Origin of the sequence: Novosphingobium rhizovicinum (assembly GCF_040813635.1) — a bacterium.
Classification (GTDB): Bacteria; Pseudomonadota; Alphaproteobacteria; order Sphingomonadales; family Sphingomonadaceae; genus Novosphingobium; species Novosphingobium rhizovicinum.
On record NZ_JBFNXR010000052.1, the window covers coordinates 378,259 to 404,753 of the forward strand.

Annotated in this window: 22 protein-coding genes; 8 read left to right on the forward strand and 14 right to left on the reverse strand. The window is 63.1% G+C overall.

Annotated features, from left to right (window positions below; translation table 11 throughout):
- Positions 1 to 15 precede the first annotated feature (15 nt).
- The 7 genes from ABUH87_RS15900 (at position 16) to ABUH87_RS15930 (ending at position 6,897) form a co-directional block, all read left to right on the forward strand.
- The gene (locus ABUH87_RS15900) at positions 16 to 2,940 is read left to right on the forward strand and encodes a monovalent cation/H+ antiporter subunit A (RefSeq protein WP_367775086.1); all 2,925 of its coding nucleotides are present in this window, start codon (positions 16 to 18) and stop codon (positions 2,938 to 2,940) included.
- Complete coding sequence (locus tag ABUH87_RS15905; RefSeq protein WP_367775087.1) at positions 2,940 to 3,278, forward strand: Na+/H+ antiporter subunit C; 339 nt, start codon at positions 2,940 to 2,942, stop codon at positions 3,276 to 3,278. Before ABUH87_RS15900 ends, ABUH87_RS15905 begins: the two co-directional genes overlap by 1 nt.
- Positions 3,275 to 4,915, forward strand: coding sequence for a monovalent cation/H+ antiporter subunit D (locus tag ABUH87_RS15910; RefSeq protein ID WP_367775088.1), 1,641 nt, complete (start codon positions 3,275 to 3,277; stop codon positions 4,913 to 4,915). The genes ABUH87_RS15905 and ABUH87_RS15910 overlap by 4 nt, the downstream gene beginning before the upstream one ends.
- Complete coding sequence (locus ABUH87_RS15915; protein WP_367775089.1) at positions 4,912 to 5,400, forward strand: Na+/H+ antiporter subunit E; 489 nt, start codon at positions 4,912 to 4,914, stop codon at positions 5,398 to 5,400. Before ABUH87_RS15910 ends, ABUH87_RS15915 begins: the two co-directional genes overlap by 4 nt.
- The gene (locus ABUH87_RS15920; RefSeq protein WP_367775090.1) at positions 5,397 to 5,678 is read left to right on the forward strand and encodes a K+/H+ antiporter subunit F; all 282 of its coding nucleotides are present in this window, start codon (positions 5,397 to 5,399) and stop codon (positions 5,676 to 5,678) included. Before ABUH87_RS15915 ends, ABUH87_RS15920 begins: the two co-directional genes overlap by 4 nt.
- Positions 5,675 to 6,028 carry a monovalent cation/H(+) antiporter subunit G gene (gene mnhG, locus ABUH87_RS15925; RefSeq protein WP_367775091.1) on the forward strand — a complete coding sequence of 118 codons (354 nt, stop codon included), beginning with the start codon at positions 5,675 to 5,677 and terminating at the stop codon, positions 6,026 to 6,028. Before ABUH87_RS15920 ends, mnhG begins: the two co-directional genes overlap by 4 nt.
- A gap of 158 nt (positions 6,029 to 6,186) precedes the next feature.
- Positions 6,187 to 6,897 (forward strand): SDR family NAD(P)-dependent oxidoreductase, encoded by a 711-nt coding sequence (locus ABUH87_RS15930; RefSeq protein ID WP_367775092.1) that lies wholly within the window; start codon positions 6,187 to 6,189, stop codon positions 6,895 to 6,897.
- A 10-nt stretch (positions 6,898 to 6,907) separates the two neighbouring features.
- Here the strand turns inward: ABUH87_RS15930 and arsB are convergent, their stop codons facing one another.
- From arsB to ABUH87_RS15965, 7 genes are all read right to left on the reverse strand, one after another.
- Positions 6,908 to 7,975, reverse strand: coding sequence for an ACR3 family arsenite efflux transporter (gene arsB, locus ABUH87_RS15935; RefSeq protein WP_367775093.1), 1,068 nt, complete (start codon positions 7,973 to 7,975; stop codon positions 6,908 to 6,910).
- Complete coding sequence (gene arsC, locus ABUH87_RS15940; RefSeq protein ID WP_367775094.1) at positions 7,975 to 8,385, reverse strand: arsenate reductase (glutaredoxin); 411 nt, start codon at positions 8,383 to 8,385, stop codon at positions 7,975 to 7,977. Before arsC ends, arsB begins: the two co-directional genes overlap by 1 nt.
- The gene (locus tag ABUH87_RS15945; RefSeq protein WP_367775095.1) at positions 8,382 to 8,846 is read right to left on the reverse strand and encodes an ArsI/CadI family heavy metal resistance metalloenzyme; all 465 of its coding nucleotides are present in this window, start codon (positions 8,844 to 8,846) and stop codon (positions 8,382 to 8,384) included. The genes arsC and ABUH87_RS15945 overlap by 4 nt, the downstream gene beginning before the upstream one ends.
- Positions 8,846 to 9,193 carry an ArsR/SmtB family transcription factor gene (locus tag ABUH87_RS15950; protein WP_367775096.1) on the reverse strand — a complete coding sequence of 116 codons (348 nt, stop codon included), beginning with the start codon at positions 9,191 to 9,193 and terminating at the stop codon, positions 8,846 to 8,848. Before ABUH87_RS15950 ends, ABUH87_RS15945 begins: the two co-directional genes overlap by 1 nt.
- Positions 9,193 to 9,339: a hypothetical protein gene (locus tag ABUH87_RS15955; RefSeq protein ID WP_367775097.1), complete on the reverse strand. Its 147-nt coding sequence runs from the start codon at positions 9,337 to 9,339 to the stop codon at positions 9,193 to 9,195. The genes ABUH87_RS15950 and ABUH87_RS15955 overlap by 1 nt, the downstream gene beginning before the upstream one ends.
- A gap of 282 nt (positions 9,340 to 9,621) precedes the next feature.
- Positions 9,622 to 11,661 (reverse strand): response regulator, encoded by a 2,040-nt coding sequence (locus ABUH87_RS15960; RefSeq protein ID WP_367775098.1) that lies wholly within the window; start codon positions 11,659 to 11,661, stop codon positions 9,622 to 9,624.
- Entirely contained in the window at positions 11,658 to 13,142 is a 1,485-nt protein-coding gene (locus ABUH87_RS15965; protein WP_367775099.1) for an ATPase domain-containing protein, read from the reverse strand. The genes ABUH87_RS15960 and ABUH87_RS15965 overlap by 4 nt, the downstream gene beginning before the upstream one ends.
- Positions 13,143 to 13,601: 459 nt before the next feature.
- On the opposite strand from ABUH87_RS15965, the gene ABUH87_RS15970 reads away from it, so the two are divergent.
- Entirely contained in the window at positions 13,602 to 15,389 is a 1,788-nt protein-coding gene (locus ABUH87_RS15970) for a putative bifunctional diguanylate cyclase/phosphodiesterase (protein ID WP_367775100.1), read from the forward strand.
- Between the two features lie 400 nt (positions 15,390 to 15,789).
- Here the strand turns inward: ABUH87_RS15970 and ABUH87_RS15975 are convergent, their stop codons facing one another.
- From ABUH87_RS15975 to ABUH87_RS16005, 7 genes are all read right to left on the reverse strand, one after another.
- Entirely contained in the window at positions 15,790 to 18,636 is a 2,847-nt protein-coding gene (locus tag ABUH87_RS15975; protein WP_367775180.1) for a TonB-dependent receptor, read from the reverse strand.
- A gap of 181 nt (positions 18,637 to 18,817) precedes the next feature.
- Positions 18,818 to 20,242 carry a glycoside hydrolase family 43 protein gene (locus ABUH87_RS15980; protein WP_367775101.1) on the reverse strand — a complete coding sequence of 475 codons (1,425 nt, stop codon included), beginning with the start codon at positions 20,240 to 20,242 and terminating at the stop codon, positions 18,818 to 18,820.
- Positions 20,243 to 20,293: 51 nt separating this feature from the next.
- Positions 20,294 to 21,331, reverse strand: coding sequence for a family 43 glycosylhydrolase (locus tag ABUH87_RS15985; protein WP_419956707.1), 1,038 nt, complete (start codon positions 21,329 to 21,331; stop codon positions 20,294 to 20,296).
- A complete protein-coding gene (locus tag ABUH87_RS15990) occupies positions 21,328 to 22,902 on the reverse strand; it encodes an alpha-N-arabinofuranosidase (RefSeq protein WP_367775102.1) in 1,575 nt (524 codons plus the stop codon). The genes ABUH87_RS15985 and ABUH87_RS15990 overlap by 4 nt, the downstream gene beginning before the upstream one ends.
- A 19-nt stretch (positions 22,903 to 22,921) precedes the next feature.
- Positions 22,922 to 23,848, reverse strand: a complete 927-nt coding sequence (locus ABUH87_RS15995; RefSeq protein WP_367775103.1) for a Gfo/Idh/MocA family protein — start codon at positions 23,846 to 23,848, stop codon at positions 22,922 to 22,924.
- 3 nt (positions 23,849 to 23,851) lie between these two features.
- Positions 23,852 to 24,847 (reverse strand): AraD1 family protein, encoded by a 996-nt coding sequence (gene araD1, locus ABUH87_RS16000; protein WP_367775104.1) that lies wholly within the window; start codon positions 24,845 to 24,847, stop codon positions 23,852 to 23,854.
- 64 nt (positions 24,848 to 24,911) lie between these two features.
- On the reverse strand, positions 24,912 to 26,441 hold the full coding sequence (locus tag ABUH87_RS16005) for an aldehyde dehydrogenase (NADP(+)) (RefSeq protein ID WP_367775106.1): 1,530 nt from the start codon (positions 26,439 to 26,441) through the stop codon (positions 24,912 to 24,914).
- Positions 26,442 to 26,495: the final 54 nt, after the last annotated feature.

Here is a 26,495-nt window from a genome sequence, read left to right on the forward strand (position 1 = left end):
GATAACACAGAAGAGATGGTGACAAGAGAAGGTATCCTCTGGCTGGCGCTCGTGCTGCCCTTCTTCGGTAGCCTGGGGGCGTCTTTCCTTCCTGTGAAGGCGCGTAACTCGGCTGCAATGCTTGCCGGCCTGATCGCGCTGGCGGCTCTGGCGCTGATCGTGTCGCTCTATCCTGCCGTTGCCGATGGCGCGGTGGTGAAAAGCCGCGTCGAATGGCTGCCGTCGCTCGGCCTCAACCTTCTGTTGCGTCTGGACGGCATGTCCTGGCTGTTCGCCTTGATGATCCTCGGCATCGGCCTGCTGGTCGTGCTGTATGCGCGTTACTACATGTCGCCGAACGATCCGGTGCCGCGGTTCTTTTCGTTCCTTCTAGCCTTCATGGGCTCGATGCTGGGCCTCGTCGTATCGGGCAACCTTGTGCAGCTGGCGTTCTTCTGGGAGCTGACCAGCCTCTTTTCCTTCCTCCTGATCGGCTATTGGCACCACAACGAAAGCGCCCGCAGTTCCGCGCGCATGGCGCTGATTGTCACGGCGGCGGGCGGGCTGTGCCTGCTGCTGGGCATATTGCTGATCGGCAAGATCGTGGGCAGCTATGACCTGGATATCGTGCTGGCCGCGGCGGAGGGGATCAAGACCAGCCGCTACTATGTCCCCGCGCTGATCCTCATCCTGCTGGGCGCATTCACGAAGAGCGCGCAGTTCCCGTTCCACTTCTGGCTTCCCCACGCCATGGCCGCGCCAACGCCGGTCTCCGCCTATCTTCATTCGGCCACGATGGTGAAAGCCGGGATCTTCGTGCTGATCCGTTTCTGGCCTGTGCTGGCCGGAACCGAGCTGTGGTATCTCATCGTGGGCACCGTGGGCCTGATCACCTTCGTGATCGGCGCATGGGCCGCCGTTTTCCAGCAGGATCTGAAAAGCCTCCTGGCCTATTCGACGATCAGCCACTTGGGCATCATCACTCTCCTGCTTGGCCTCGGCACCCCGCTCGGGCTGGTGGCCGCGGTTTTTCACACCGTGAACCATGCCACGTTCAAGGCCTCGCTCTTCATGGCGGCCGGCATCATCGACCACGAAACGGGAACCCGCGATCTGCGCCGGCTGAGCGGGCTGTTCCGGTACATGCCGTACACCGGCACGCTCGCCATGGTGGCTGCTGCGGCGATGGCGGGCGTTCCCTTGCTGAACGGCTTCCTGTCGAAGGAGATGTTCCTTGCCGAAGCTCTTGAGTTCCGGGACGGCTCCCTCCTCGATACCTTGCTGCCATTCGTTGCCACCGCGGCCCTTGCCCTCAGCGTGCTGTATTCGCTGCGCTTCATTCACCAGGCCTTCTTCGGCGCGCCAGCCACCGATCTGCCCAAACAGCCGCATGAAGCGCCTTTCTGGATGCGCTTGCCGATCGAAGTTCTTGTCCTGATCTGCCTCGTCGTCGGAGTGGTGCCGGCCTACACGATCGGGCCCGTGCTCGATGCTGCGGTCAGGGCGGTGCTGCACGAGAACACACCCTATTACAGCCTGGCCACATGGCATGGCTTCACGCGCCCTCTCTTGCTCAGTCTTCTGGCACTGGCCGGGGGTACCGTTGCCTATCTGCTCCTTCGCACGAAGTTGAACAGCGCGGGGGGAGCACCGGTGATCCGCTATTTCAAAGGCCGCCGGATGTTCGAGACGGTTCTGGCGAGCGTCATCGGTGCCTCGCGCCGTCTGGAAGAGATGGTGGGAACGCGCAGGCTGCAATCGCAACTGCGTATTCTGGTTGCGATTGCCGCGTTTGCCGCTCTGCTTCCCTTCATTCCTGCGGGCTATGCCATCGGCTCGGAGAGGATAACCCCGGTCCAGCCCGGCTTCGCCGCGATCTGGGTGGTCGGCGCTCTGTGCGCGATCGGCTCTGCATGGCAGGCCAAGTATCATCGGCTCGCCGCGCTCATCCTCATGGCGGGCGCGGGTCTGGTCTGCTGCCTGAGCTTTGTCTGGCTCTCGGCGCCCGACCTTGCCCTGACTCAACTGCTGGTGGAGACCGTCACTACGGTTCTGCTCCTTCTGGGCCTGCGCTGGATGCCAAAGCGAGAACCGCAGCAGTGGCGTCGGGGAAGGGCTCCTCGATCCGTCCTCTTCAGGCGCGGAACGGACCTGGCCCTTGCGATAGCGGCCGGCGCAGGCATGGCTTTGCTCTCGTTTGCGATGATGACCTTTCCCATCGGCCATACGATCTCGCGCTATCTGGTCGAACACGCCTATGCCGAAGCGGGCGGGCGAAACGTGGTGAACGTGATCCTGGTGGACTTCCGTGCATTCGACACGTTTGGAGAGATCACCGTGCTCGCCATCGTCGGCCTGACGGTTTACGCGCTGCTCCGCCGTTTCCGGCCGGCGAGGGAAAGCGTTCGCACGCCCGAGCAGCAGCGGATACAGAACGCCTTCGATGACAGCCGGAGTGAGCGCGATCGCGGCGACACGCTGACCGATTACCTGCTGGTCCCGCGCGTCGTGATGGAATGGCTTTTTCCCGCCTTCGTCGCTTTCTCGCTTTATCTGCTGATCCGCGGGCATGATCTTCCGGGTGGTGGCTTCGCCGCGGGCATCACCATGGCCATCGCGCTGGTGCTCCAGTACATGGCCGCCGGAACGCGGAGCGTGGAGGAGCGGCTGCGGGTGAAGCCGTTGTCGTGGATGGGGGCTGGTCTTCTCCTCACTCTGTTCACGGGCCTGGGCGCAACCCTGTTCGACAGTCCGTTCCTGACCACCTGGTTCCGTTATGCGGACGTGCCGCTTATCGGGAAGGTGCCGCTCGCCTCGGCGTTGCTCTTTGACCTTGGCGTCTTCCTTCTCGTTATCGGCGCCACCGCTCTCGTGCTGATTGCGATTGCGCACCAGTCGATACGAACGCCGCTGCGGCGCCGGGACATGGAACTGATCAGCCGTTCAGAGGGAGAGGTCTGATGGAGGTGGTGCTCGCTCTCGGCATCGGTGTGCTGACTGCCTCCGGCGTATGGCTGATCTTGCGCCCGCGGACCTTTCAGCTGGTCCTTGGCCTTTCGCTGCTCTCCTACGCCGTGAACCTGTTCATCTACGCGATGGGGCGGCTACGGGTGGATGCTCCGCCTATCGTCGGCGCCGATGGTACCGTTGATCCCGCTGCTCTGACAGATCCGCTCCCTCAGGCGCTCGTGCTGACGGCAATCGTCATTTCCTTTGCCATGACCGCGCTTCTGCTGGTGGTCATCCTCGCTTCCCGTGGACTGACGGGGACAGACCACGTCGACGGTGACGACGAATGATGAACGGTTGGGCAAGCCACCTGATCGTGGCACCGGTACTCCTTCCGCTTCTCGCAAGCGCCACCATGCTGCTGCTGAACGAGCGCCAGCATCGTACGAAGAATGCGATTGCGATGGTCACGGTGCTGGCGCTGCTGGCTGTCGCGATATCTCTCATCGTCGAGACCATCGATCTGGGCTTCTCGGGAGGTTCGACGACGCGCGTCTACCTTGTGGGAGACTGGACAGCGCCATTTGGCATCGTGCTGGTGGCGGACTGGCTTTCCACCCTCATGCTCTTGCTGACGAGCATCTTGGGCGTGGCGGCGCTGATCTATTCACACGCGCGCTGGGACAGGGCAGGGCCGCGTTTCCAAACCCTGCTGCTGCTTCAGCTGATGGGTCTGAACGGCGCTTTTCTGACGGGCGACCTGTTCAATCTGTTCGTCTTCTTCGAGATCCTTCTGGCGGCTTCATACGGGCTGCTGTTGCATGGCTCTGGTGCGCAGCGGGTCAAGGCGGGTCTGCACTATGTGGCGATCAACGTCGCCACCTCACTGCTCTTCCTGATCGGTGTTGCCCTGATCTACGGAGTTGCGGGGACGCTCAACATGGCGGACCTTGCAACCATCATCCCGGGCACATCCGGCGCCGAACTCACTCTGTTGCAGAGCGGCTTCGCAGTCCTTGGCATCGCCTTCCTGATCAAGGCGGGGATGTGGCCGGTCGGCTTCTGGTTGCCGCGCACTTATGCCGCCGCCGTGCCCCCATCGGCCGCGCTCTTCGCGATCCTCAGCAAAGTGGGCGTCTATGCACTGTTGCGGGTCTACCTCTTGCTCTTCGGCGGAGACTGGGGATGGACCGGCAACTTTGGTGAGGAATGGCTGCTTTACGGTGGCATTGCGACGATCATCTACGGCACGGTCGGCATCCTTGCCGCCCGCACACTCTCCCGGGTTGCCGGTTATTGCGTCATCATCTCATCCGGCACGTTGCTGGGTGCAATCGGTGCGGGGGAGGGGGCGGTCATCGGCGGCGTGCTCTTCTATCTGGTAAGTTCAACGCTCGGCATTTCCGCGTTCTACCTCCTGCTGGAGCTCGTCGAGCGACGGGGTAGCGAGGCGAGTGTTCGGGCCGTCGTGGAGCCGGTGTTCGAGGATGAGTACACCGGGGCGCGCTCTCTGGCGGGAGAGGATGAGGTTGGAGTCGTCATCCCGGCCAGTATCGCGATCCTGGGCGGCGGCTTCGTGTTTTGTGCGCTGCTGCTCGCCGGATTGCCGCCGCTGTCCGGCTTCATTGCCAAATTCGCATTGATCCAGGGTCTTCTGGACCTGAGAGACGGCATTGCGCCCGCGATATGGGTGCTGGTCGCGATGCTGATTGTCTCTGGAATGGCCACGTTGATCGCCACCACGCGCGCCGGCATCGATCTGATCTGGACGCCTTCGGAAAGGCAACCGCCGCCCCTGCGGCTGGCAGAGGCTTTCCCGGTGGGCTTACTCCTCCTGGTGTGCCTGGGCCTGATGGTCTTCGCCGGTCCGGTGATGCTGTACATGGACCGCGCGGGATCATCCATTCAGGATCGCCAGGGCTACATAACCTCCGTGCTCGGGGCCGAGCGCGCTTCCAAAGAGGAGAGGGGGCCGCGAGAGCGATGAGACGCTGGTTCCGATATCCCCTGATGACCCTTGGCATCTTCTTGATGTGGCTGCTGCTGACCCAGTCTTTCTCACCGGGCCAGATCCTTCTCGGGATCGCTGTGGCGCTGATTGCGAGCGCCGGTATGTCGACGCTTCGGGCCTCATCGCCGCGTGTCAGGAACTGGAGCAAGCTGGCCCAGCTGGCCGCGTTCGTGGCGGTGGACGTGATCAGGTCGAACGTCGCGGTCGCAAAGATCGCCTTGTCGCCATCGCGCGATCGGCATTCCGCCTTCATTCGGCTTCAGCTTGAGCTGCGCGAGCCCCATGCGCTCACGCTCCTCGCGCTGATCCTCACGGCGACGCCGGGCACCGCCTGGGTACAGTACAGCCGCCTGGACGGCGCACTGCTCATCCATGTGTTCGACCTCGTGGATGAAGAGACGTGGATCCATCTCATCAAGGCTCGGTACGAGCGCTTGCTGCTAGAGGCATTTGAACCGTGAGTACGCTGCTGCTGACTTGGGCATTCCTCCTGGCACAGGGACTCCTTGGCATTGCCCTCCTGTGCGCGGCATACCGGGTGGTTGCCGGGCCTCGTGCGCAGGATCGTGTCCTCGGGCTCGACAGCCTCTACGTCACGGGCATGCTGATGCTGCTCGTTCTGGGCATGCAGAGTGGCAGGACGATCTACTTCGAAGCGGCCTTCGTGATTGCCCTGACTGGCTTTGCAGGCACCGTTGCACTGGCCAAGTTCCTCATGCGCGGCGAGGTGATCGAATGATTGCAACTCCTGATCTGCCTTTGTGGGCCGCAATTGTGGTGGCCGTGCTGACGATCTCAGGCGCGATCGTCACGCTGGCCGGCGCGATCGGTCTGGTGCGGTTCGACACGTTTTACGATCGCCTTCATCCTCCCACGCTGGGCTCCAGCGGGGGAACCATCCTGCTCGTCCTGGCTTCCATCGTGTGCTTCTCGGTACTGCGCACGAGGATCTCCGTTCATGAGATCCTGATCGCCTTGTTCGTGACCCTTACGACCCCTGTCACTTTCATCCTCCTGGCGCGCGCCTCCCTGTATCGCGATCGGATCGAGGGGAGCCCGGATGCGCCCTCAATCGACGGGGAGGATTGATGATGTCTTGCCGGACTGGAGCGCCGATGTACCTTCGGGCCGAACTGCAAGCGCCGCTTTGACGCACGATATGGGCGGGTTTACGAGGGCGGAATGATCGCCTTGATACGCCCCGTCGAAACGCTCGGCCTTCTGCGGCCGCCCCTGAGTGTCGCAGCGTGAGCAGAGCCGCTAAAGCATCCGCCGTCGTCATCGGGGCTTCGGGAGGTATCGGTGCGGCGTTCGAAGCGGCGCTGATCGAGGAAGGCGCGTTCGATGTGGTCCATGGCTTCGCACGGTCGCGAACAGGTCCGATGCACCTCGACCTCCTGGACGAAGCGACCATTGCTGCCGCTGCGGCTCACGTCGCCAAGGGGCCGCCGCCCGGCCTGGTGATCGTCGCCACAGGGCTGCTCCACGCGGATGAGCGGGGGCCGGAAAAAGCGCTGCGGGATCTCGATGCGGAGTGGCTGGCAAAGGTCTATGCGGTGAACGCGATCGGACCCGCTCTGGTGGCCAAGCACTTCCTGCCGCTGGTGCCCAAGGGGATGCGATCCGTTTTCGCCGCTCTTTCCGCGCGGGTCGGATCGATCAGCGACAATCGGCTGGGCGGCTGGCACGGCTATCGCGCGTCGAAGGCAGCCCTCAACATGCTGGTGCGCAACCTCGCGATTGAGGAGCGTCGCCGGAACGACCGCTCCATCGTCGTGGCGCTGCACCCCGGCACAGTGGACACCGCACTTTCGCGTCCGTTTCAGGGCAATGTTCAGCTGGGCAGACTGTTCGATCCAGAAAGAGCGGCGCTCCAGCTTCTCGATGTGGTCGAGGATCTGAAGGTCACCGACAGCGGCAAGCTCTTCGACTTTGAAGGCAAGGCGATCGCGTTCTAATCGTTGTAGATCAGGCGGATGGGAAGCGTTCTTGAGTCCGGTTCGCGATTGCCACCAGCGACAGCATCACGGGAACCTCAACAAGGACTCCGACTACGGTTGCCAAGGCAGCACCGCTGCCGAGGCCGAACAGCCCGATGGCAACTGCGACGGCCAGTTCGAAGAAGTTCGAGGTGCCGATCAGAGCGCAGGGCGCCGCGATCGGGAAAGGAACCCGCCAAGCCCACGCTGCGGCGTAGGTGATGAAGAAGATGCCGTAGCTCTGAATGATGATCGGCACTGCGATCAGGAGAATCAGCAGCGGCTGCGTGACGATGACCTGGCCCTGAAAGCCGAACAGCAACACCACGGTCAGCAGCAGGCCGATGATCGAGAGGGGCTTGAGCCGGGCCGTGAAACGCGTGACGTCATCGGCATTGCCATGGGCCCCGCGCAGCAGGTGCCGCCGCGTCAGCGCGCCGGCGAGCAGAGGGATGACGACATAGAGAAGGGTTGAGAGAAGCAGCGTTTCCCACGGCACGGCTATGTCCGTGACGCCGAGCAGCAGCGCGACGATGGGCGCAAAGGCGAACACCATGATGATGTCGTTCACCGACACCTGGACCAGCGTATATGCCGGATCTCCACGCGTCATCTGCGACCACACGAAGACCATTGCTGTACACGGTGCCGCTCCCAGCAGGATCAGACCCGCTATATACTGCTGCGCGTCAACGGGCGCGATCAGGTCGGCAAAGACGGTCTCAAAGAACAGCACGGCAAGCGCCGCCATCGTGAACGGTTTTACGAGCCAGTTGACTACGATGGTGAGGAACAGGCCCTTCGGCCGCTGCCCGATATCGCGCAGGCTGGCGAAGTCGACCGCCACCATCATCGGGTAGATCATGGCCCAGATCAGCACCGCTACCGGGAGGTTGACCGAGGCATACTCAAGCCCCGCCAACACTCCGAACAGACCTGGCACCAGATTGCCGAGAACCACGCCGGCCACGATGGCCAGCGCGACCCAGAGGGAAAGCCACCGCTCGAACAATCCGAGCGCGCTGACGGTGCGCTGCGTATCGGCGACAGTGGTCATCAGCAGGGTTCCGCTTTCACGACTTCGCCATCTTCCTTCACAAAGTCTTCCTTCAGGGACTGATCGAGGACGGTGAGCACCTGCTCCGAGGGGCGGCACAGCTTCACACCGCGCGGACCCACGACGATCGGCCGGTTGATGAGGATCGGATGGGCAATCATCGCATCGATCAATGCATCGTCTTCAAGCTCCGGGGCATCCAGGCCCAGCTCGCCGTATGGTGTACCCTTCTGCCGGAGCAGCTCGCGCGGTGTGATGGCCATGCGCTCGATCAGCGACACCAGTTCCTCTCGCGAAGGAGGCGTGGTGAGATACTCGATCACCTGCGGCTGTGTGCCCGTGGCGCGGATGATTTCGAGCGTGTTGCGCGAAGTGCCGCAAGCCGGGTTGTGATAGATGGTGACGTTCATGAGCAGCACGCCGTCTTCGATGGAATCTCGGGGGCGCAGCAGGTTGTATCGGCCGCATTCGCCGATAGCGCGCTCAGTTCCGGGTTGTCGCCGTAGACCGTCGCCTCACCATTCGTGAAGAACGCTTCCCAAACGACGCCCTGCGGATCGGCGATCCAGCTCTTTTCCGACTTGGCATAGCAGCAGGTGGTGGCACCTTCTTCCAGCAATGGCCGGTCCGCCTTCCTCAGACGACCATAGATCTCCGTCAGTTCGTCCTCGCTCTCCACCTGGATGCCCAGATGCTCAACGCCCTTGTGAGCATTGCCGGAGGAGATGGCGAAATTAACGCGCGGATCGTCAAGCATCCACTTGGCGTAATCAGCCTTGGTGACAGTGGGCTCGGCGCCGAAAATTGTCGAATAGAAGCGGATCGACTGATCGAGATCGTCAACACCGACGTGCACGTGCATACGTTTCATCACGCAGTCCTTTCTTGAGATTGTGTCGCTTGCGTTCCGCCCTGTGGTTCGGCCGGGCAGGCCGCGCCCCCGCAGCAATTCTCGGTGAGATAGCCGAGCAGGGCGTTCATCGCGGCGTAGTCAGCGGTGTAGATGAGCGAGCGGCTTTGCCGCTCCTGCTTGATCAACCCCGCCCGATTGAGCTGCGCCAGATGGAAGGAAAGCGACGAATTGGGTACGCCCAGTGCCTCCGCGATCGCACCGGCAGGCATTCCTTCATCGCCAGCTTGCACCAGCAGGCGGAACACCGCCAGCCGATGCTCCTGCGCGAGGGCCCCCAGAGCCGCTACGACGCTGTCCGCATCCATCACCCGTCTCGGTTCGAACGAGGATCATTACGGCGGCGCAGCGTCTCCAGCGGGATGTTCCCGACTTCGCGGTGGCAGCACAGCGAGAGCTGCTGCGAGGTCATGATCAATACCCGTTCGACAAATTGCCCCAGCTTGCTCGCCATCTCAGGCCTCCATTATTTCGATAAACATGGAAATGTATGAGCGCCAAGCGATTGTCAATCCTCATTTCGACAATTCACGAAATATGGCAGGATGTCTTCAGGAAACTGACTTGGACTTCCGCCTTTCGCAGGGGAAGGCATCGGCAACCGGCTCCCGGGCGGCCTGAAGCGGTGCCTCGCGAAGAAGCGCGTATGCCCCTCCAGAGACTACGGATTCCGGCTGAACCAGCCTGTCCGGCTCATCTACGCTCGTGTTCTGGACACGGGCCGATGAGCTACGGCCTAGCTCCCCTGGCTGGGCAAGGCGACAATCTCTCCATCAGCGGACTCCAGGAGGCGCTCCAGGGCTGCGGCGATGTCCGCTTGACGAAAGGGCTTGGCGAGCTGGGGTATGCCGAGATCGAGATCACCGCCCGCGTAACCGGTGACGATCAGTATCGGCAGACTGGGGCGGCGTCTGCGAAACTCGTTCGCAACTTCAGCACCGTTCATCTGCGGCATCATGTAGTCCGTGACGACCGCATCGACGTGGATGCCACTCTCGAGCTTTGTCAGCGCCTGCGCTCCCCCGGCAGCTTCGTGCACTTTATGCCCCAGCCCACGCAGCATTTCAGCAGTGCCCAGGCGAACAAGATCTTCGTCGTCGATGAGTAGCACTGTCAAAGGCCGCCTCGGCTGAGCGGGAGCCGAACGGTTCACAACCAAGGGCTGCGGGGGCGTCTCGGCAACTGGGAGGTACAGGTCGGCGCGCGTGCCTTCACCGACCACACTGGTGAGATCGAACGCCCCGCCGAGCTGCGCTGCCAGTCCATGCACCATCGAAAGCCCAAGTCCGGTACCCCGTCCAATTCCCTTCGTTGAGAAGAACGGCTCTACGGCCTTGCCGAGGGTCGCCTCGTCCATGCCCGCGCCCGTGTCTATGACAGAGATCCGGATATAGGCGCCGGGCGCCAGTTGACTTGCTTGTCGTCGATCGACTGTTGCGTATTCAGCCGCGACGGTCAGGACGCCCCCGCCCTCCATTGCGTCACGCGCGTTGACGCATAGATTCAGAATGGCCAGCTCCAGCTGGTTGGGGTCGGCGAGACCGGGCGGCATTTCGGCTGCGGAAATCATGCGCAGTTCCACCGATGGACCGACCGAGCTCGACACCAGGTCGCGCATGCCTTCGAAAAGCGATGCTATGTCGATGGCGCGCGTCTCTAAAGTCTGTCGGCGCGCAAAGCCCAAGAGGCGACTCACGAGTATCTTGGCGCGCTCTGCAGATTGCAGCGCGCCGTCCAGCAGTCGCGCTGCGCGGGCATCTTCGGCTGCGTAGCGCCGGTTCAGAAGATCGAGAGCGCCGGTGATCGGCGTCAGCAGGTTGTTAATGTCGTGTGCGACGCCTCCAGTCAGCTGACCGATCGTTTCCAGCTTCTGCGCCTCGTGCAGCTGCGCCATGGCGATCTCCCGCTCGGCGACGGCAGCGTCCACGCGCCGCTCGAGCGTTTCGTTAAGCTCGCGCAAATCCAGCTCCGCCTGCTTCCTCTTCGTCACGTCCTGAAAGAAGAATGCCACCTCGCGTCGGCTCGGCGGCTCTACACGGAAAGCGGCGACCTCCACGTGGCGGCCCGTGATCACCAGTTCGCGTTCGAAGCGGGTCGGCTCGCCGGAGACGAGCACGCGCCGGTAGAGTTCGACCCAACCCTCGGCCTCGTCGGGCATCATCTCCCGCGCCCTCTGGCCGACGGCATTGGCAATACCCGCATGTCGCTCGAAGGCCGGGTTGGCCTGGACATGGACGTAGTCACTCATGAAACCGTGCGGGCCGTCCACAAACTCGATAACGGCAAAGCCTTCGTCCATGGTGTCGAACATCGTACGATAGCGGGTCTCGCCTTCTCGTAGCGCGATAAGGCGAGCGCGCGCCTCATACTGGCGTTTGCGCCCGCGCAGCGCGGAGCGGGCGAGGCTGATCAGCGTCGTGGGATGGAATGGGCGCTCAAGAAATGTGACGTTGCCGAGCACGTCCAGGTACCGGACTGCCGCAGGATTCCTCTCGAGCCCGCCCCCTCGGCTGGTAAGGAGTACGAAGGGCAGATCGGACCACTCCTCCTGGTCAGCAAGCCAGGCGGCAAGCGGATGAAGGTCACTACCGGCGATAGCCTCCTCGGTGACGACCACGAATGCCGCACCGGCATCAAGCTCATCGATCAGCGCGGGCAGCGACGGGCAAATCGCTGCGTCCATGCCGCTCTCGTTCAGCATTCCTTTGGCGATCGCTGCGTCACGTCCACGCGGTGCGAGCACCAGCGCCCGCTCAGAATGCGTCGTGCGCTTCACGCGTCCTCGCTGCCGACCGGCTCGCTGTTTGCCACCAGGATTGGCACCCCACGCAGTACGCCCTGGAAGTTGGCCACTGGCGGCCCCAAGGTGAGCCCACGCCCTCCGATCCGGTACTCGCGGATAGTATCCTCGTGCGGGCCGGTGCGCTTCTTCACGACCGATACGGCCCTTCGTACGCGGCCTACTGCCTCGAAGTAGCGAAGCAGGATTACCGTGTCGGCAAGGTACGTCACGTCCACCGGTGTCTTCATGTCGCCCACGAGTCCGTGCTGGGCCACGGTGAGGAAGGTCGTCGCCCCTTGGCGGTTGAGATATTGGAGCAACTCATGGACGTGGAGCACGAGCGCGTGCTCGCCGGGCATCGCCGCCTGGTAGCCGTTGAGACTGTCGAGTACGACTGTGCGTGCGCCGTGCGTCTCGACGCAGACACGCACGCGCTCGGAGAACTCACCGGGCGTCAGCTCCGCCGCGTCCACTTGTTGCAACACCAGCGAACCTTGATCGACCATTGCCTGTAGATCTATGCCCAGACCCTTCGCACGCTCGATGAGCAAGCCGAGCTCCTCATCAAAGACGAACATTGCCGCGCGCTCACCGCGCTCGATTGCGTTCTTGATGAAGGTGAGCGTCATGATCGATTTACCGGTACCCGCGGGACCGAGGATCAACACGCTGGACCCGCGCTCGACACCGCCGCCGAGAAGGGCGTCGAACTCAGCAATCCCGGTGCCGAGCACTGTCCTCTCGAAACTGCCCTTGTGCTCAGCCGAGACGAGCCGGGGGAAGACGCGCACGCCGCCCGTCTCGATCGAAAAGTCGTGAAACCCTCCGCGGAAGCGGCGCCCGCGGTACTTGATCACCCGCAAGCGCCGGCGCTCTGCGCCATATTCCGGTGAGAGCTCCTCAAGACGCAGCACACCATGAGCGACAGAGTGTACCGTCTTGTCGTTCACATCGGTGGTGAGGTCGTCCAGCATCACCACAGTGGAGTTCTGGCGCGCGAAGTAATGCTTCAGCGCCAGGATCTGCCGTCGGTAGCGCAGAGAGCTCTGCGCCAGCAGCCGGATCTCGGAAAGGCTGTCCAGAACAACCCGTTCCGGCCGTACCCGCTCGAACGCCTCGAAGATGCGGCGGGTGGTCTCACCCAGTTCCAGATCGGACGAGTAGAGCAAGCTTTGTTGCTGCTCCTCATCGAGCAAGCTCTCGGGCGGTACGAGCTCGAAAATATCGAGGCCGTCCAAGTCCCAGTGGTGCGACGTGGCGGTCGCGCGCAGCTCCTCCTCGGTCTCCGAAAGCGTGATATAGAGACAGCGCTCCCCTTGGGCTGCGCCGGTCCTGAGGAACTGCATTGCGATCGTTGTCTTGCCGGTGCCGGGGCTACCCTCAATGAGGAAAACGCGCCCCCGCTCCAGTCCGCCGCTCAAGACGTCATCTAAGCCAGCGATGCCGATCTCAGCTTGTGTCCTCGAACGTTGCATCCACATTTCTCCGAAGCGAACCTCGGCGGCCGAGACTCGCGCCGCCGTATACTCTAAGTCTAGTTGCGCCAACTCTCGCCCATCACGCGTCGAGCTGACCTTCCGCACCCCCGCGCCACGCGCCGTCGGCCCCGGGCGTTTAGCCGGGGGCGTCGGGTCGGATCGTCTTGGTGTCTGTACATTCCCTTTCACTGCCGCGTACGGACTACGCGCCTACTCCCTGACCGCCTCCGCGCCAAAGCCAAGGCTTCGCGACACCTCAAAAACGTCTGATCCAGAAAAAAGCTGCAGCTGTGGGCGGCGCGCGGAAATGGCGGGAACCTATCGGCATCGCTCGCGCGCACAAGCTGAGACCGGGATCGGGACGCGCATCCTCGGCCTTCGAAGCGCTGCCCTCTAGTAATGATGCTAGTCCCTACACAACTCAGTTCCTTAAGACTCCGACGACATAATGGAGAGATGCGCGAACCGATCTCCGACTTCTCCGAAGCGGCCAGGCTGGATGCCTTGCAACAGCTCAAGCTGCTCGACACCTCTCCGTCCGAGAGCTTTGACCGCATCACTCGGATGGCCAGCCAGATATTCGGACTGCCAATCGCCGCGGTGTCCCTTACCGATAGCGACCGCCAATGGTTTAAATCACGGGTCGGTGTCGCTCACCAGAGCATTCCCAGAGATAAGGCGCCTTGTGCGCACGTCGCGGAGTCGGCCGCACCCCTGATCATCGAGGACTTCCAGGCAGACGCCTATTACGCAGAAAGCGTCCTTGGACGTGCTGGCACGCGCTTCTACGCGGGGGCTCCACTGATCACCAGGGAGGGCTATGGACTTGGCGCGCTCTGTGTACTTGGCACGGAACCGCGAAAGGCATCCTCCTCCGAGTTGGCGGCTCTGGTTGACCTGGCTGCAATGGTCATGAACCAGATCGAACTGGAGCACGCCTTCGGTCGCGTCGACCCGGTAAGCGGCGTTCCGACCAGGAACCAGTTCCGCGACGATCTTGCAGATCTCGCTCGGGATCAAGCTGGTGAGCAGTACCTCGCCGTGTTCGTGGACCTTGCCCGGGACGAGCAGATCAGCAGGATCGCTCGCGTGATGGGCAGTGCCCAGGTAGACGAGGTGGTGAGAGAGGCTACCCGTTCACTGCAGAAGGTACTGGGTCCAGATAGGACCGTATACCACATCAGCTCAGCGCAATTCGCGTTCCTGTCTCCACCCAAGGCTGAGCCGTTCGCGTACATGCAGGAGCTTCGGGCTGCGCTAACTTCGATCCGCCAGACCTCATCGGTTCGCTTCGTGACGAATGTCGCCATTGGCGTTCGTCCCTTTATCCTCGGCGAAGTCGCAGCGGACGACGTCTTGCGAGGCGCTGCCAGTGCCGCTCAGGACGCCCGTGAGTCTGACGGCGTCGCGCTCTATTCGCTTTCCAGCGACCTGGCGCACAAGCGGCAATATGGTTTGCTTAACGCCTTCGGCTCGGCTTTGGATGACGACAGCCAGCTGAGACTGGTGTTCCAGCCGCGGATAGAACTATCGACCGGGCGATGCATCGGTGCAGAAGCGTTGCTGCGCTGGCGCCATCCCGAAATTGGTGATGTGTCGCCGGGCGAGTTCATTCCCGTGATTGAGCAGACGTCGATGGCGCGTGCAGCCACACAGTGGGTACTGGACGCCGCAATGGACCAGCTAGCAGCGTGGAGATTGCCTCCTGAGGAGTTCGCGCTCTCGGTCAACCTGTCCGCCGCCAACCTCGCCGAGGACGATCTCATCGCGAGGATCCAACTCGGGCTTTTGAAGAGGGGATTGCGGCCTGAGCAGATCGAGTTCGAACTGACGGAGAGCGCGATCATGGGCGAGCCCGATCGAGCCCTGGCCATGCTGCGGGAGATGGCAGCGACCGGAGTTTGTCTTGCCATCGACGACTTTGGCACGGGGCACAGCAGCCTTGCCTACCTCCAGCGTGTGCCGGCACGCGTGGTCAAAATCGATCAAACATTCGTGCGCAACCTGACTGAGCCGGGCGGCGCTGACTTTGTTCTCCTCGAGACCATGATCGGGTTGGCCCATAAACTTGGCTTTCGCGTGGTGGCTGAAGGTGTAGAAATGCAGGAGACCGCCATCATCTTGGCCCAGCTGGGCTGCGACGAGGCGCAGGGCTTCTGGTTCGGACGCCCGATGGAACCAGAGCAGTTCAGTGCATGGAGAGCATGTTCCTCAGGCGTCTCGCCCATGCAGGCGAGCGCGTGAGAAGCAATGTCCACGCCGGTGGAGTGCGAACTCGCTGAGGCGGTATCGCACTGCTCTGCGACCTGATGCTGCTCCCGCGCAACGCGCTCGTTCACAACGGCCGCCGCGAACAAGATGGTGTATCGCGGCGGCTGCGACTTAATGCAGGCGAAGTTGCAGCCTCTTCACGTGCGATGCCTTGGTCGAGGATACGGAACTAAGGTTCTGCCTCGGCGACAGGATGTTCTGACGAGGGCGATGGGTCACCTGTGCTCGTAACGGCGGCGGATCGGGCTACCGGGCTGGCAACGCCGGTCTGCGTGGCGGCAGGGTTGCTGCCGATCCGCGCTCTGTCGCGTCGCAATACGCGGGCAACGAGAATGGATCGGGAGCGTTCCCGCCGCCGGGCTTGCTAGCTGGCTCAGTCGAAGGTGAATCGCGCGCCGATGGCAAAGGTGCGATCAAGCAACAACGTGCTGGAGTTGAACTGCTCCGGCCCCCCGGCATCTTCGAACTTGTAGTAGTTCTGCTGTTTTGCCTTGGTGATATTTACCGCGTCGAAGGTGATACCGATATCTTCCGTGACGTTCCAGGTCAGCTGGAAGTCCAGGCTCTTCTCAGGCGCACGCCAGAAGCCGATGGGGTTGGCAAAGGCCCGGGCTTCGTTGCTCTGAAGGAAACCCTTGCGCCAGATATACGAGAGGCGCGCGCCGATCGGCCCGTTATCGTAAGCCAGCGTGGCGTTGTACGAGAACTTGGATACCCCGAAGAATGCAGACTCAGTTTCACCCGTAATGTTGCCGTTCGCGTCCGTGACCGGAATGGTCTGCTCGGAGTCGAGGATCGTGGCGCTGCCCACAAAGCCGAGGCCGTTCAGAATGCCGGGCAGATAGGTCGGATAATAGGTCAGGCCCAGTTCCACGCCCTGCAACACGCCGTCCGATGCATTGACCGGGCGGGTTACGTTGAAGAACTCGGTGTATGTCTCGTTGCGCGGCAGGTAGTTGTCAGGGATGAACTCACGCACGGTCAGCGGCACGACCAGCCCCTCGATCTCGCGGCGGAATGCCGTCACGTAGATTGCGCTGCTGCGCTCGAAGTACCATTCCAGCGCCAGGTCGTAGTTCTTCGAATGCGTCGGGCGGAGATTGGCCGTGCCCGAAGTCGCAGTTCCAAAGCCGATGCGAGACAGGTCGCCGGTGAGCACCGGGTTCGGGTTGAGGTCACCGAAGGCCGGGCGGCGCAGCGTCTCGCCGTAGTTGAACCGGAGGCGCAGGTTATCGGTGATGCCGTAGCGTGCGGTGAACGACGGCAGGAACTTGGAGGAGTTGGTGGAAACCTGCGTCAGCGCAAAGCCTTGGCGACGGTCGAAGTAATCGTAGTTCGTGTCGATCGCCACGAACCGCACGCCGCCCTGTACCTGAAGGGGCCGACCGAACAGGGACAGCTCACCGTCGGCCAGAGCATAGGCGGCCATGTTGATTTCGTTGATGCCGAACACTTGGTCGAAAGTCAGTTCATCAGAGAGGCGAAGTCCGGGTTCGACGGACCGGTAGCGTGTCCGGATCGCATCCTTGTCCAGACCGCGCGGGTCGGCCAGAACCCAGCTCATCGGGACGTTCGCCCGTCCTTCGAAGAAGTTGCTGTTTGTGAAAATTCCATCTTCGCCCAGCGCGGTCAAAGGAACGCCAAGCGCGCCGGCACCCTGATCGCGCACGAAGCTGTCCGCCTTCCGATCATCGTAACGGAAGCCCGCCTTGATCCGCCGGAGGAAGCCGTCGTCCCAGCTGTATTCGCCGTCCAGCATGAATGTCAGGGCGCTGCCGGAAGTCTTGGTGCCGCTGTCGAAAAGGTTTCCTACGGTCCACGCTGAAGGGTCGGTGAGGACCCCCGGATTGGAGAAGCTGAACGCCGGCAGGCCGCCTCCGGCGTTAAAGTCCACGTCGATATCCAGCGGACCGCGATCCGTGCGGATGGCGAAGAAAGACGTCTTGTTCTTGCTGTCCTGATAAGCAAGATCCGCCGAGATCTTGCCGGCGTCGGCGACGTCCCACTTCGCGTTCAGTGCGTAGACGAAGCTATCCGTCTTGCTGGTTGCGGTGTCGCCGCTGTTGAAGCCGGCGACGTCGCCCACCCGACGCGACTTTATGATGTTCGTGCCGTCATACAGCTCGAACGTCGAACCCGGATTAGGGTCGATGCTGCCCCACCAGTCCACGAAGCTGAAGTGCAGGCTGTTGAACGTCTCGCCGCGAAAGCCAGCGTAGAACACTTCTGCTGTGTAGACGGAGCGATCATTCGGCGCCCACTGCAAGGCAACGTTCACCGAAGGGCGCTCGCGCTCACCATAGAGATCCGAACTGATGACCGCATCGCGCGACAGGTAATACGGCACTTGCACGCCGTTGATGTTCAGAGTTGAGCCGGGTGCAGTCGGCAGGCCTGCATCCAGGCCTGGCGTCCAGTTCTGGTTGCGATCTCCCGGGAAGATGCGCTCCAGCGGGGTGAAGCCCGAGCCCGCGGGCGGGTTTTCCGTTGCGAACGGCACCATGGCGCCGGCCTGCAGGTTCTCGTTGCGGTAGTGATACCGGTTATAGCTGCCGTTCACCAGGATGCCGATGTCGCCAATGCCGGTTTCCCAGCGATTGCTGACGAGCAGCGCTACATTCGGGTTCACCTTGTCGCGCAACTCGCTGTAGATCCCGCGCGCGAGACCGGAGATCGCGAAGCCGTCGAAATCGAGCGGCCGGCGTGTCTGAACATCGATCTGTCCGGCGAGCCCGGTTTCGATCTGATCGGCCGAACGCGTCTTGTAGACGTCGATCTGCTTTACGAGGTTGGCCGAGATGTCCTGAAGCGCGAACGCGGTGCCCGCCGCCGTGAAGATGTTGCGCCCGTTGAGCGTCGTGAGGGGATCCGTCAGCCCGCGAATGGTGATGGTTGCCGCTTCGCCGCCGGCGCGATCCGTGACCTGGATGCCTGTTACGCGCTGAAGCGCCTCGACGACGTTATTGTCAGGCAACTTGCCGACGTCTTCGGCCACGACCGAGTCGACGATCTGGATCGATTCACGTCGGACGTCGAGCGCGCCGACGACCGACGCACGCACGCCGGTGACCACAATCGCATCAGCAGGCGCCGCCTCATCCGAAGGGGAATTCGCCGCTGCAGCGGCGGTATCGGGCGCCGCGTCCTGCGCCTGAGCGACATTGGCAAACGAAAGTGCAAGAACGGAAACGGTGGTGAAAGCGATCGGCCGCAGTGCCATCATACATCCTCCCTTAAGGGTGGCCTATACCATCCCTTCGAATCTCTCACGGTTTATTTGTCGGAGTTATTCAAAGCAAGAAAAAAGTGTCACAATGGCTCACGGCCCCTAGGCGCGCTGCCGCGGGGAGTGAGGCGTGGCTCGGGGGAGATGGCCTACGCCTCACTCTTGTCGGACTGATTTACCGCACCAGCCAGTGCGTATCGGGACCGTCGCTCGCCAGGAGCGCAAGTGCGTTGCCCAGGTTCGCGATGGCGCGCCCCGGCTGCGCAAGTGAAATCAGGCGAACGCTTCCGTCAGGTTGCGGGACGCGCTGAAAGCGGCTCTCTAAGCCAGCTCCTGGCCCTCTGGGGGTCAGGATCAGAGACCCGTCCGGCGTGGCTGTTAGCTGGTGATCCGGCGCCAGGATCGGGGAAAGGCGAATGCTGTTCCCTTCCGCCGGAAGGGCGCGGTACTGCGTTTGGGGCAGGGGGGCTTTCCCTGCGAAGGGTCGCGCGCCTTCATAGGCTAACCATGTGCCGGCGCTGATCTTTGACTCGTACCGGTCCGGCAAGGGGCCGTTGCCGACGGGAACGCCGAACTCCGGCACGCCCTGTGCGTCGAAGTAGAGGCGCTGGATCCGGGTGTGCCTGTCGGGGTTGAACAGGGGGTCGCCCTCGATCGCTTCATAGTCGCGGCCGTGATAGACAAGGATATCGTGTCCCTGCTCGTCTACCGTGAAGCTGTTGTGGCCCGGGCCGTAGACGGAGGTTTCACGGGACGTCTGAAACACCGGCTCGGGTGATTTCGTCCAGGCGCGCGGATCCATGATGTCTGCATCGTCCGACGCGGTGAGCATGCCGAGGCAATAGCGTGCGTCGGTGGCGCTGGCCGAGTAGGTCATGAACAGGCGGCCATTGCGGTGAATCACGGCCGGGGCTTCGTTCACCTTGAAACCGCGAATTTCCCAGTCGAGCGTCGGGACGGCAAGCCGCGCAGGCGGTGCAGCGAGTGTGAGCGCCGAGGCTAGAGGTGCGAGGTAGAGGTTGGAGTTCGTGTCGATCCCCGCCTCACGCTGCGCCCAGGCGAAATAGCGGGTGCCGCGATGCGTGAAGATCGTCGAGTCGAGGTTGAAGCTGTCCCACGGGAACTGAAACTGGCCGAGTACCGACCATGTGCCGGTCATCGGGTCCGATCCGTCGCAGGCGATGGCGTAAGTCCGGATACGGAAGACGTCTTCTCCGCCCCCGCTCGGGCCCGCTGCGAAATACATGATCCAGCGGCCGTCGACCTGATGGAGTTCCGGTGCCCAGATGAACCCCGAGAGGGGGCCGCTCGACTGATGCCGCCAGAGCACCGCCTCGGGCGCATCCGTCAGGCCCGCGAGGGTCCGCGCGCGACGGAGCACGAGGCGGTCGTATTCGGGCACGGAACCGGTCATGTAGTAATAGCCGTCCTCGTGCAGGAAGATCTGCGCGTCGGCCCGCTGGCGAACGAGCGGATTGACCGGAACCGCACCTGCAAGTGCCGGCGGCTGCGAAGTCAAAGCTTCGCCCGCGCGGGTGCAGGCGAGCGGAAGCAGCGCCATGCTTGCGGCAAAGGTCCGTCGCGAAAGGATGATGGGCATGAGGTCCTCTTCCGTCGTTGTTGTCTGTGTCAGCCTTCTGAGCGGCGCGGATCAGGGCAGGGCTTCGGGCCAGCCATCCTCGGTCCAGCGCAGGGGTGCGATCCGCAGCGTCGGGGCGCCGTCCTTCTCGCGGTCGTAGGCGTGGTAGACGAGGTAGGTTGTGCCGTCCTTGTCGGTGAAAGCCCCGGCGTGGCCCGGCCCGCGGAAGCGCTGCTTCTCCTGCAGGTCGGCCCTCAACAGGATCGTGCCGCCACCGTGCATCATCTCGCTGCCGTCTTTGCCGAGGTAGGGGCCAGTAACGCTGCGCGCGCGGCTCACCACGGTGTAGTACGTGCTGTTCACGCCCTTGCAGCAGTAGTCGTAGGACGCGATCAGATAATACCAGCCCCCGCGACGAAGGATGAAGGGCGCTTCGACGGGCGCAGGGCCGCCTTCAGGAGCAGGCCGCCGCGCGATCGCGTAGGGCCTGGTGCCGGGTACGACCTTGCCGCTTTCCCGGTCGAGGGGGAAAAGCTTGATGCCCGTCCAGAAGCTGCCGAGAGCAAGCCAGTGGTTGCCGCTTTCATCCGCGATGAACGCAGGGTCGATGGCGTTGTAGTCATCTTCGGGCTGCGACATCACGACCATTCCCCGGTCGGTCCAGCCGTAGTCTTTCGCAGCCGGATCCAGCGTCCTGGCCGTCGCCAGCCCAATTGCCGAGCGGTTCGATCCGAACGTGGAGATCGAGTAGTAGAGACGGTACTCGCCGCTTACGTATGAGATGTCCGGCGCCCAGATACCGTCGGTGCCAGGAACAGCTGCCTTCGCCCATTCCGGAATCTGGCTGAAAACCGGCTGCTCGTCCGTCCAGTGTGTCAGGTCCTTCGAGCTCTTGACCCCTATGTAGCGGCCAATCGTATTGAAGACGTAGTAGGTGTCTCCCTGGCGTATGATCACCGGGTCATGCACCGGCGCGATGTCCCCGCTCAGGCGCTCGTTGAGAGACGCCGGAGCAGCGGCAGTCGCAGCCGTGCAGGTGAGAAGCGCCGCGGCGAGCAGCGCGCCTGTGCGCACCGCCGCCGCGACAATCGAATGCCCCGCCACGGTCACTGGAGCTCCAGCACCACGACTGACTTCGCAGGCAGCGTCACCGTCAGTTGATTGCCCTGCACCGCCGCGCCTGTGAAGGGTGCAGGCTTGACCACCTCGGGCGCATCGAAGGTGTTGTGTGAGTTGACGGCAGGAGCGGTGAGGACCCGTCCCGACACGCCGTTTGCGCTGACGCCTTCAAGCGAGATCGTCACCGTATTGCTCTGGTTGGGGTCAAGGTTCGACAGCCCGACGTGAATGCGCCCGTCGCGTCCCCGCACAGCCGAGCCGCTGACGGCCGGCATCGTGAACTGGTCCTTGGAATACCAGGGCGACTTGATCTCGATCGGTAGAACGGTCGCGTCCTGCCAGGGCTTGTACATCTCAAAGACGTGATAGGTGGGCGTGAGCACCATCTTCTTCCCCTTGGTCAGGATCATGGCCTGCAGCACGTTCACCATCTGCGCGATGGCGGTCATGCGTACGCGGTCCGCGTGCTTGGCGAAGATATCGAGGTGGATGGAAGCGATCAGCGCGTCCCGCAGCGTGTTCTGCTGGCGCAGGAAACCGGGGTGCGTGCCGGGGTCTTGCGCATACCAGGCACCCCATTCGTCAACCGCCAGGAAGAGGCGCTTTTCCGGATCATACTTGTCCATCACGGCACTGTGCCGGGTGATGAGGTCGTCCATGCGGCGCGCGCCGGCGAGCGCGTCGGCCCAGCCGTTCTCATCGAAATCGACGGCCGGGGCCCGCGGCGGCCAGCCTCCAGCAGGATGGACATAGTAGTGCAGGGATACGCCGTCGAGCATCGGCCCGGCGACCCGCATCATCGTCTCGGTCCAGTTTACGTCGTCAACGTTGGCACCCGCAGCGATCTTCATGATCCTGGTGCCGGCAGGAGCCTTGATGAATGTCGCGTAGCGGCGTGTCTCGTCCGCGGCAAACTCTGGCCGCATGTTGCCGCCGCAGCCCCAGAGCTCGTTGCCGACGCCGAAATAGGGCACTGACCAGGGCTCCTTGTGGCCATTCTTCGCGCGCAGCTCTGCAAGGCTTCCGGCGGGCGCGGTCATGTACTCCACCCACTCGGCCATTTCCTGGGGTGTGCCGCTGCCGACATTGCCTGCAATATACGCTTCGGCGCCGACCTGCCTCAGGAGTTCGAAGAACTCGTGCGTGCCCACGGTGTTCGGCTCGGTGACGCCGCCCCAGTGGGTGTTGAGTTTGACCGGGCGCTGGCTTTTGGGGCCGATGCCCTCGCGCCAATGATACTCGTCCGCGAAGCAGCCGCCCGGCCAGCGGATCACGGGAACCGAAAGGTTGCGCAACGCGGCGACCACATCGTTGCGAAAGCCGTTGGTGTTCGGGATCGACTTGTCGTTGCCTACCCAAAGGCCGCCATAGATGCCGTTGCCGAGATGCTCCGCGAACTGGGTGAAGATAAGCTTGTCGTAAACGGGACCCGGCTTGTCCGCGTGGATCGTTGCCGTCGTCGGCTGATCCGCAGTGTCCGCGAGCGCCGGGGTCGTCAGAACGGTAGCGCCAAGAAGAAGCGCCGTTGCAACCTGTCGTAGGGTCTTGAGCTTGTTGCTCATTGTAATCCTCTCCTGAAGCCTAGTCGTGAAATGCTGCGACGCTCTCGCGGCGGCCGCGCAGGAATGCGTCGGCCACAAGGCGAAGCGGGTCGATGTCGACATCGCTGCGCCCGCCCCTGATGAGATTGGCAAAACGCGCATAAAGTCCGGGATACTCGAGATCCTCGTTGTGCTCGGTCCCCGAGGGAAGGGACAGCACCGCACCTCCGCTGGACAGCTTGAGAGTGCCCGCGTCCGTCTCGACAATGATGTCCCAGCTTTGCGGGCCGGTTTGCCGCCAATCCAGGTCCATGTGAATGTTGGCGCCGCCGGTGTCGCAGAGGCTGAGGTCAGCTGCGATGGGAGCCGCGCGGTTTTCGGGGATCGAAAGCACGGCGGACTTGAGGAACACCGCGCGCGGCATGATGTGGGTCAGGATGGATAGGGCGTTGATGCCCGGATCGAACACGCCGAGGCCGCCTGGCTCCCAGATCCATGCTTGCCCCGGATGCCATACGCGCACGTCTTCGCGCCAGACGATGGAGACCTTCTCGATCCGGCGTTCCGAGAGCCACGCGCGCGCCGGCGCTACACCCGCTGCAAAGCGGGAATGCCAAGCGGCGAACAGGGTGACGCCGACCTTTCCTGCACGGTCGCGCAGCGCGACGACTTCCGAAAGCGTCGCCCCTGGAGGTTTTTCAAGGAAGACGTGGATGCCGCGCTTCAGCGCCATTGTCGCCAGTTCGTAGCGCACCTGCGGTGGCGTGCAGAGCGCGACCGCGTCGACAGCCGGGCCGCTCTCGATCAGCTCGTCCAGACTGGCGAGATGGGGCACGCCCTTCGGACCCGGATCATGTGGACTTACCGTAGCCGCCAGACTGAAGGCCGGGTTGCCGGCTATAGCAGGCAGGTGCTGGTCACGGGCGATCTTGCCGACGCCCACGACGGCGATGCGGATCGGGTCCATCCTTCAGAGGGCCTTCACGGCGACGGTGCGTTGAGGCGCGCGCTGCAGCGGATTGGACACCGGAAGCGCAAACGGCGCCGCCTCGATCTCGAACACGTCGCCTTCCCGCGTGGTGACGCCGTCGCTGAACGAGAGGGTCGCGGTACCGAAGAAATGCACATGCACGTCGCCGGGGCGGCAGAAGAGGTCGTACTTGAAGTGGTGGTGTTCGAGGTTGGCGACGGTGTGCGACATGTTCGCCTCGCCCGAGAGGAAAGGCTTCTCCCAGATAACCTCGCCGCCGCGCCGAATGCGGCTGATGCCCTCTACCCGCTCGGGCAGCTCGCCCAGCAGCAGTTCCGGCCCGAGCGCCGCCTGGCGCAGCTTCGAATGGGCGAGCCAGAGATAGTTGTGGCGCTCGGTTACGTGGTCGGAAAATTCGTTCGCGATGGCGAAACCCAATCGATAGATCGCCCCGTCCTCGCCGATCAGATAGACGCCGGCCAACTCGGGCTCTTCGCCTCCGTCCTTGGCAAAGAAGGGCATCTGAAGAGGCGCGCCGGGAGCGACCAGTTGCGATCCGTCGCCTTTGTAGAACCACTCCGGCTGCTGCCCCTCGGTGCCGGGCGAGGGCTTGCCGCCCTCCAGCCCTTCAAGGAACATGCGCATGGAGTCCGTCAGCTGTTCGCCTGCAGCCGCAGCCTTGTGCATCTTGTCGCGGCCTTCGGCCGAGCCGAGATGCGTCAGTCCCGTGCCGGTGAGGAGGACGTGGGCGGGATCTTCGTGGTCGATCGGCGAGAGCAGGCGTCCGGCCGCAAACTCTGCTGCTATGTCGACCGGCGCGCCCTTGCCGCAGGAGCGGGCCTCATCCGCGAGCGAACGTCCAGCCGCGATGGCCCGCAGCGCCAGCTCGCGAACGCTTGTGGTCCCGTCAAGCCTGTGGGCGACGTCGCCCTCGGCGAGAATGACTGAACGCGTGCCGTCGGCATCGCGATGCTGGAGCAGGCGAAGGTGGTTCATCAATGTCTCTCCCTGCCGCGGCCCGCTCCCCGCAGGAGCGCTGCCGCGGATCCGATGCTTGTCTTCAGGTCAGCTTGAGCGTGCCATCGATCAGGCGGGGCACGCCGTCATTCTTCGCGTCTTCGCGCAATTCAGGCGGGAGCACGTCCTGTGCGAGGTTCTGGTAGCAAACGGGGCGCAGGAAACGGTCGATCGCCAGCGTTCCGACAGAGGTCATCCGCGGGTCCGATGTTGCGGGGAAGGGGCCGCCGTGAACCATGGCATGGCTCACCTCGACACCCGTGGGCCAGCCATTTGCAAGAATGCGGCCGACCTTGCGCTCAAGCGTGGGCAGCAGCCGTCCGGCGAGATCTTCGTCCGCTGCGTCCATGTGCAGCGTCGCCGTCAATTGGCCTTCCAGAGCCTTGAGGACGCTTGTGAGTTCCGCCTCGTCCTTGCAGCGCACGACAATCGACGATGCTCCGAACACTTCGTCCGCAAGCGCCTTGTTCGCCAGGAAGGCGTCAGCCGTGGTCTGGAAGAGAATGGTTCCACCGCGCGTCCGGTCGCCGGCGGTACCCTGTGCCAGCTTTTCGACACCCGGAAGGTTGGATAGCGTCTCGACACCCTTCGCATAAGAGGCGCAGATGGCGGCGGTCAGCATGACTTGCGGCTGAGCCTGGGTCACAGCGTCCGTCGCAGCGGCGACAAATGCGTCCAGGCCTTCTCCCTCGATCGCGAGCACGAGTCCGGGGTTGGTGCAGAACTGGCCCGCACCCATCGTAAGCGAAGCGACGAAGGCGGCGCCAAGCTCAGCGCCGCGCGCCCTGAGGGCGGCAGGCAGCAGCAGTACTGGGTTGATGCTCGACATCTCGGCGTAGACCGGGATGGGCACTTCGCGGTCCTGCGCCAGCTTAGCCAGCGCGAGGCCGCCGCTGCGGGAGCCGGTAAAGCCCACCGCCATGATGCGCGGATCCTGAACCAGAGCGGCGCCCAGATCGTTGGAAGGGCCGACGAGATGCTGGAACACTCCGGCGGGAAGGCCGCACTCTTCGACCGCCTTGCTGATCGCCTGGGCCACGAGAGCGCCGGTCAGCGGATGCGCCGGATGGCCTTTGACCACGACCGGGCAGCCGGCGGCGAGTGCCGATGCCGTGTCTCCACCGGCCGTTGAGAAGGCCAGAGGGAAGTTGGATGCGCCGAAGACAGCCACCGGTCCCACCGGGATCATGCGCAAGCGCAGGTCCGGCCGGGGAAGGGGCTGGCGGTCCGGCATGGCCGGGTCGATACGCAGCTGCTGCCACAGTCCGGTGCGAACAACTTCGGCAAACAGGCGAAGCTGGGTGACGGTGCGGCCGCGCTCGTTCTCGATGCGTGCACGGGGCAACCCGCTTTCGTTGCTCCCCGCTTCGACCAGCGAGTCGCCAAGCCCCAGGATCTCTTCCGCTATCCGCTCCAGAAACGCAGCGCGGGCTTCGCGAGTGGTGGAGCGATAGGTGTCGAACGCCGCATCAGCAGCTGCACAGGCCTTTGCCACGTCTTCTATGCTGCTGACGGCAAGCGGTTCGCCGTGCGGTTCGCCGGTCGCGGCGAGGATCGAGGTGAAATGTGTCATTGGTGTCTCCCGATTTACTCCGACATATTCGCTCCGATCGAGAAAGGCAATGTT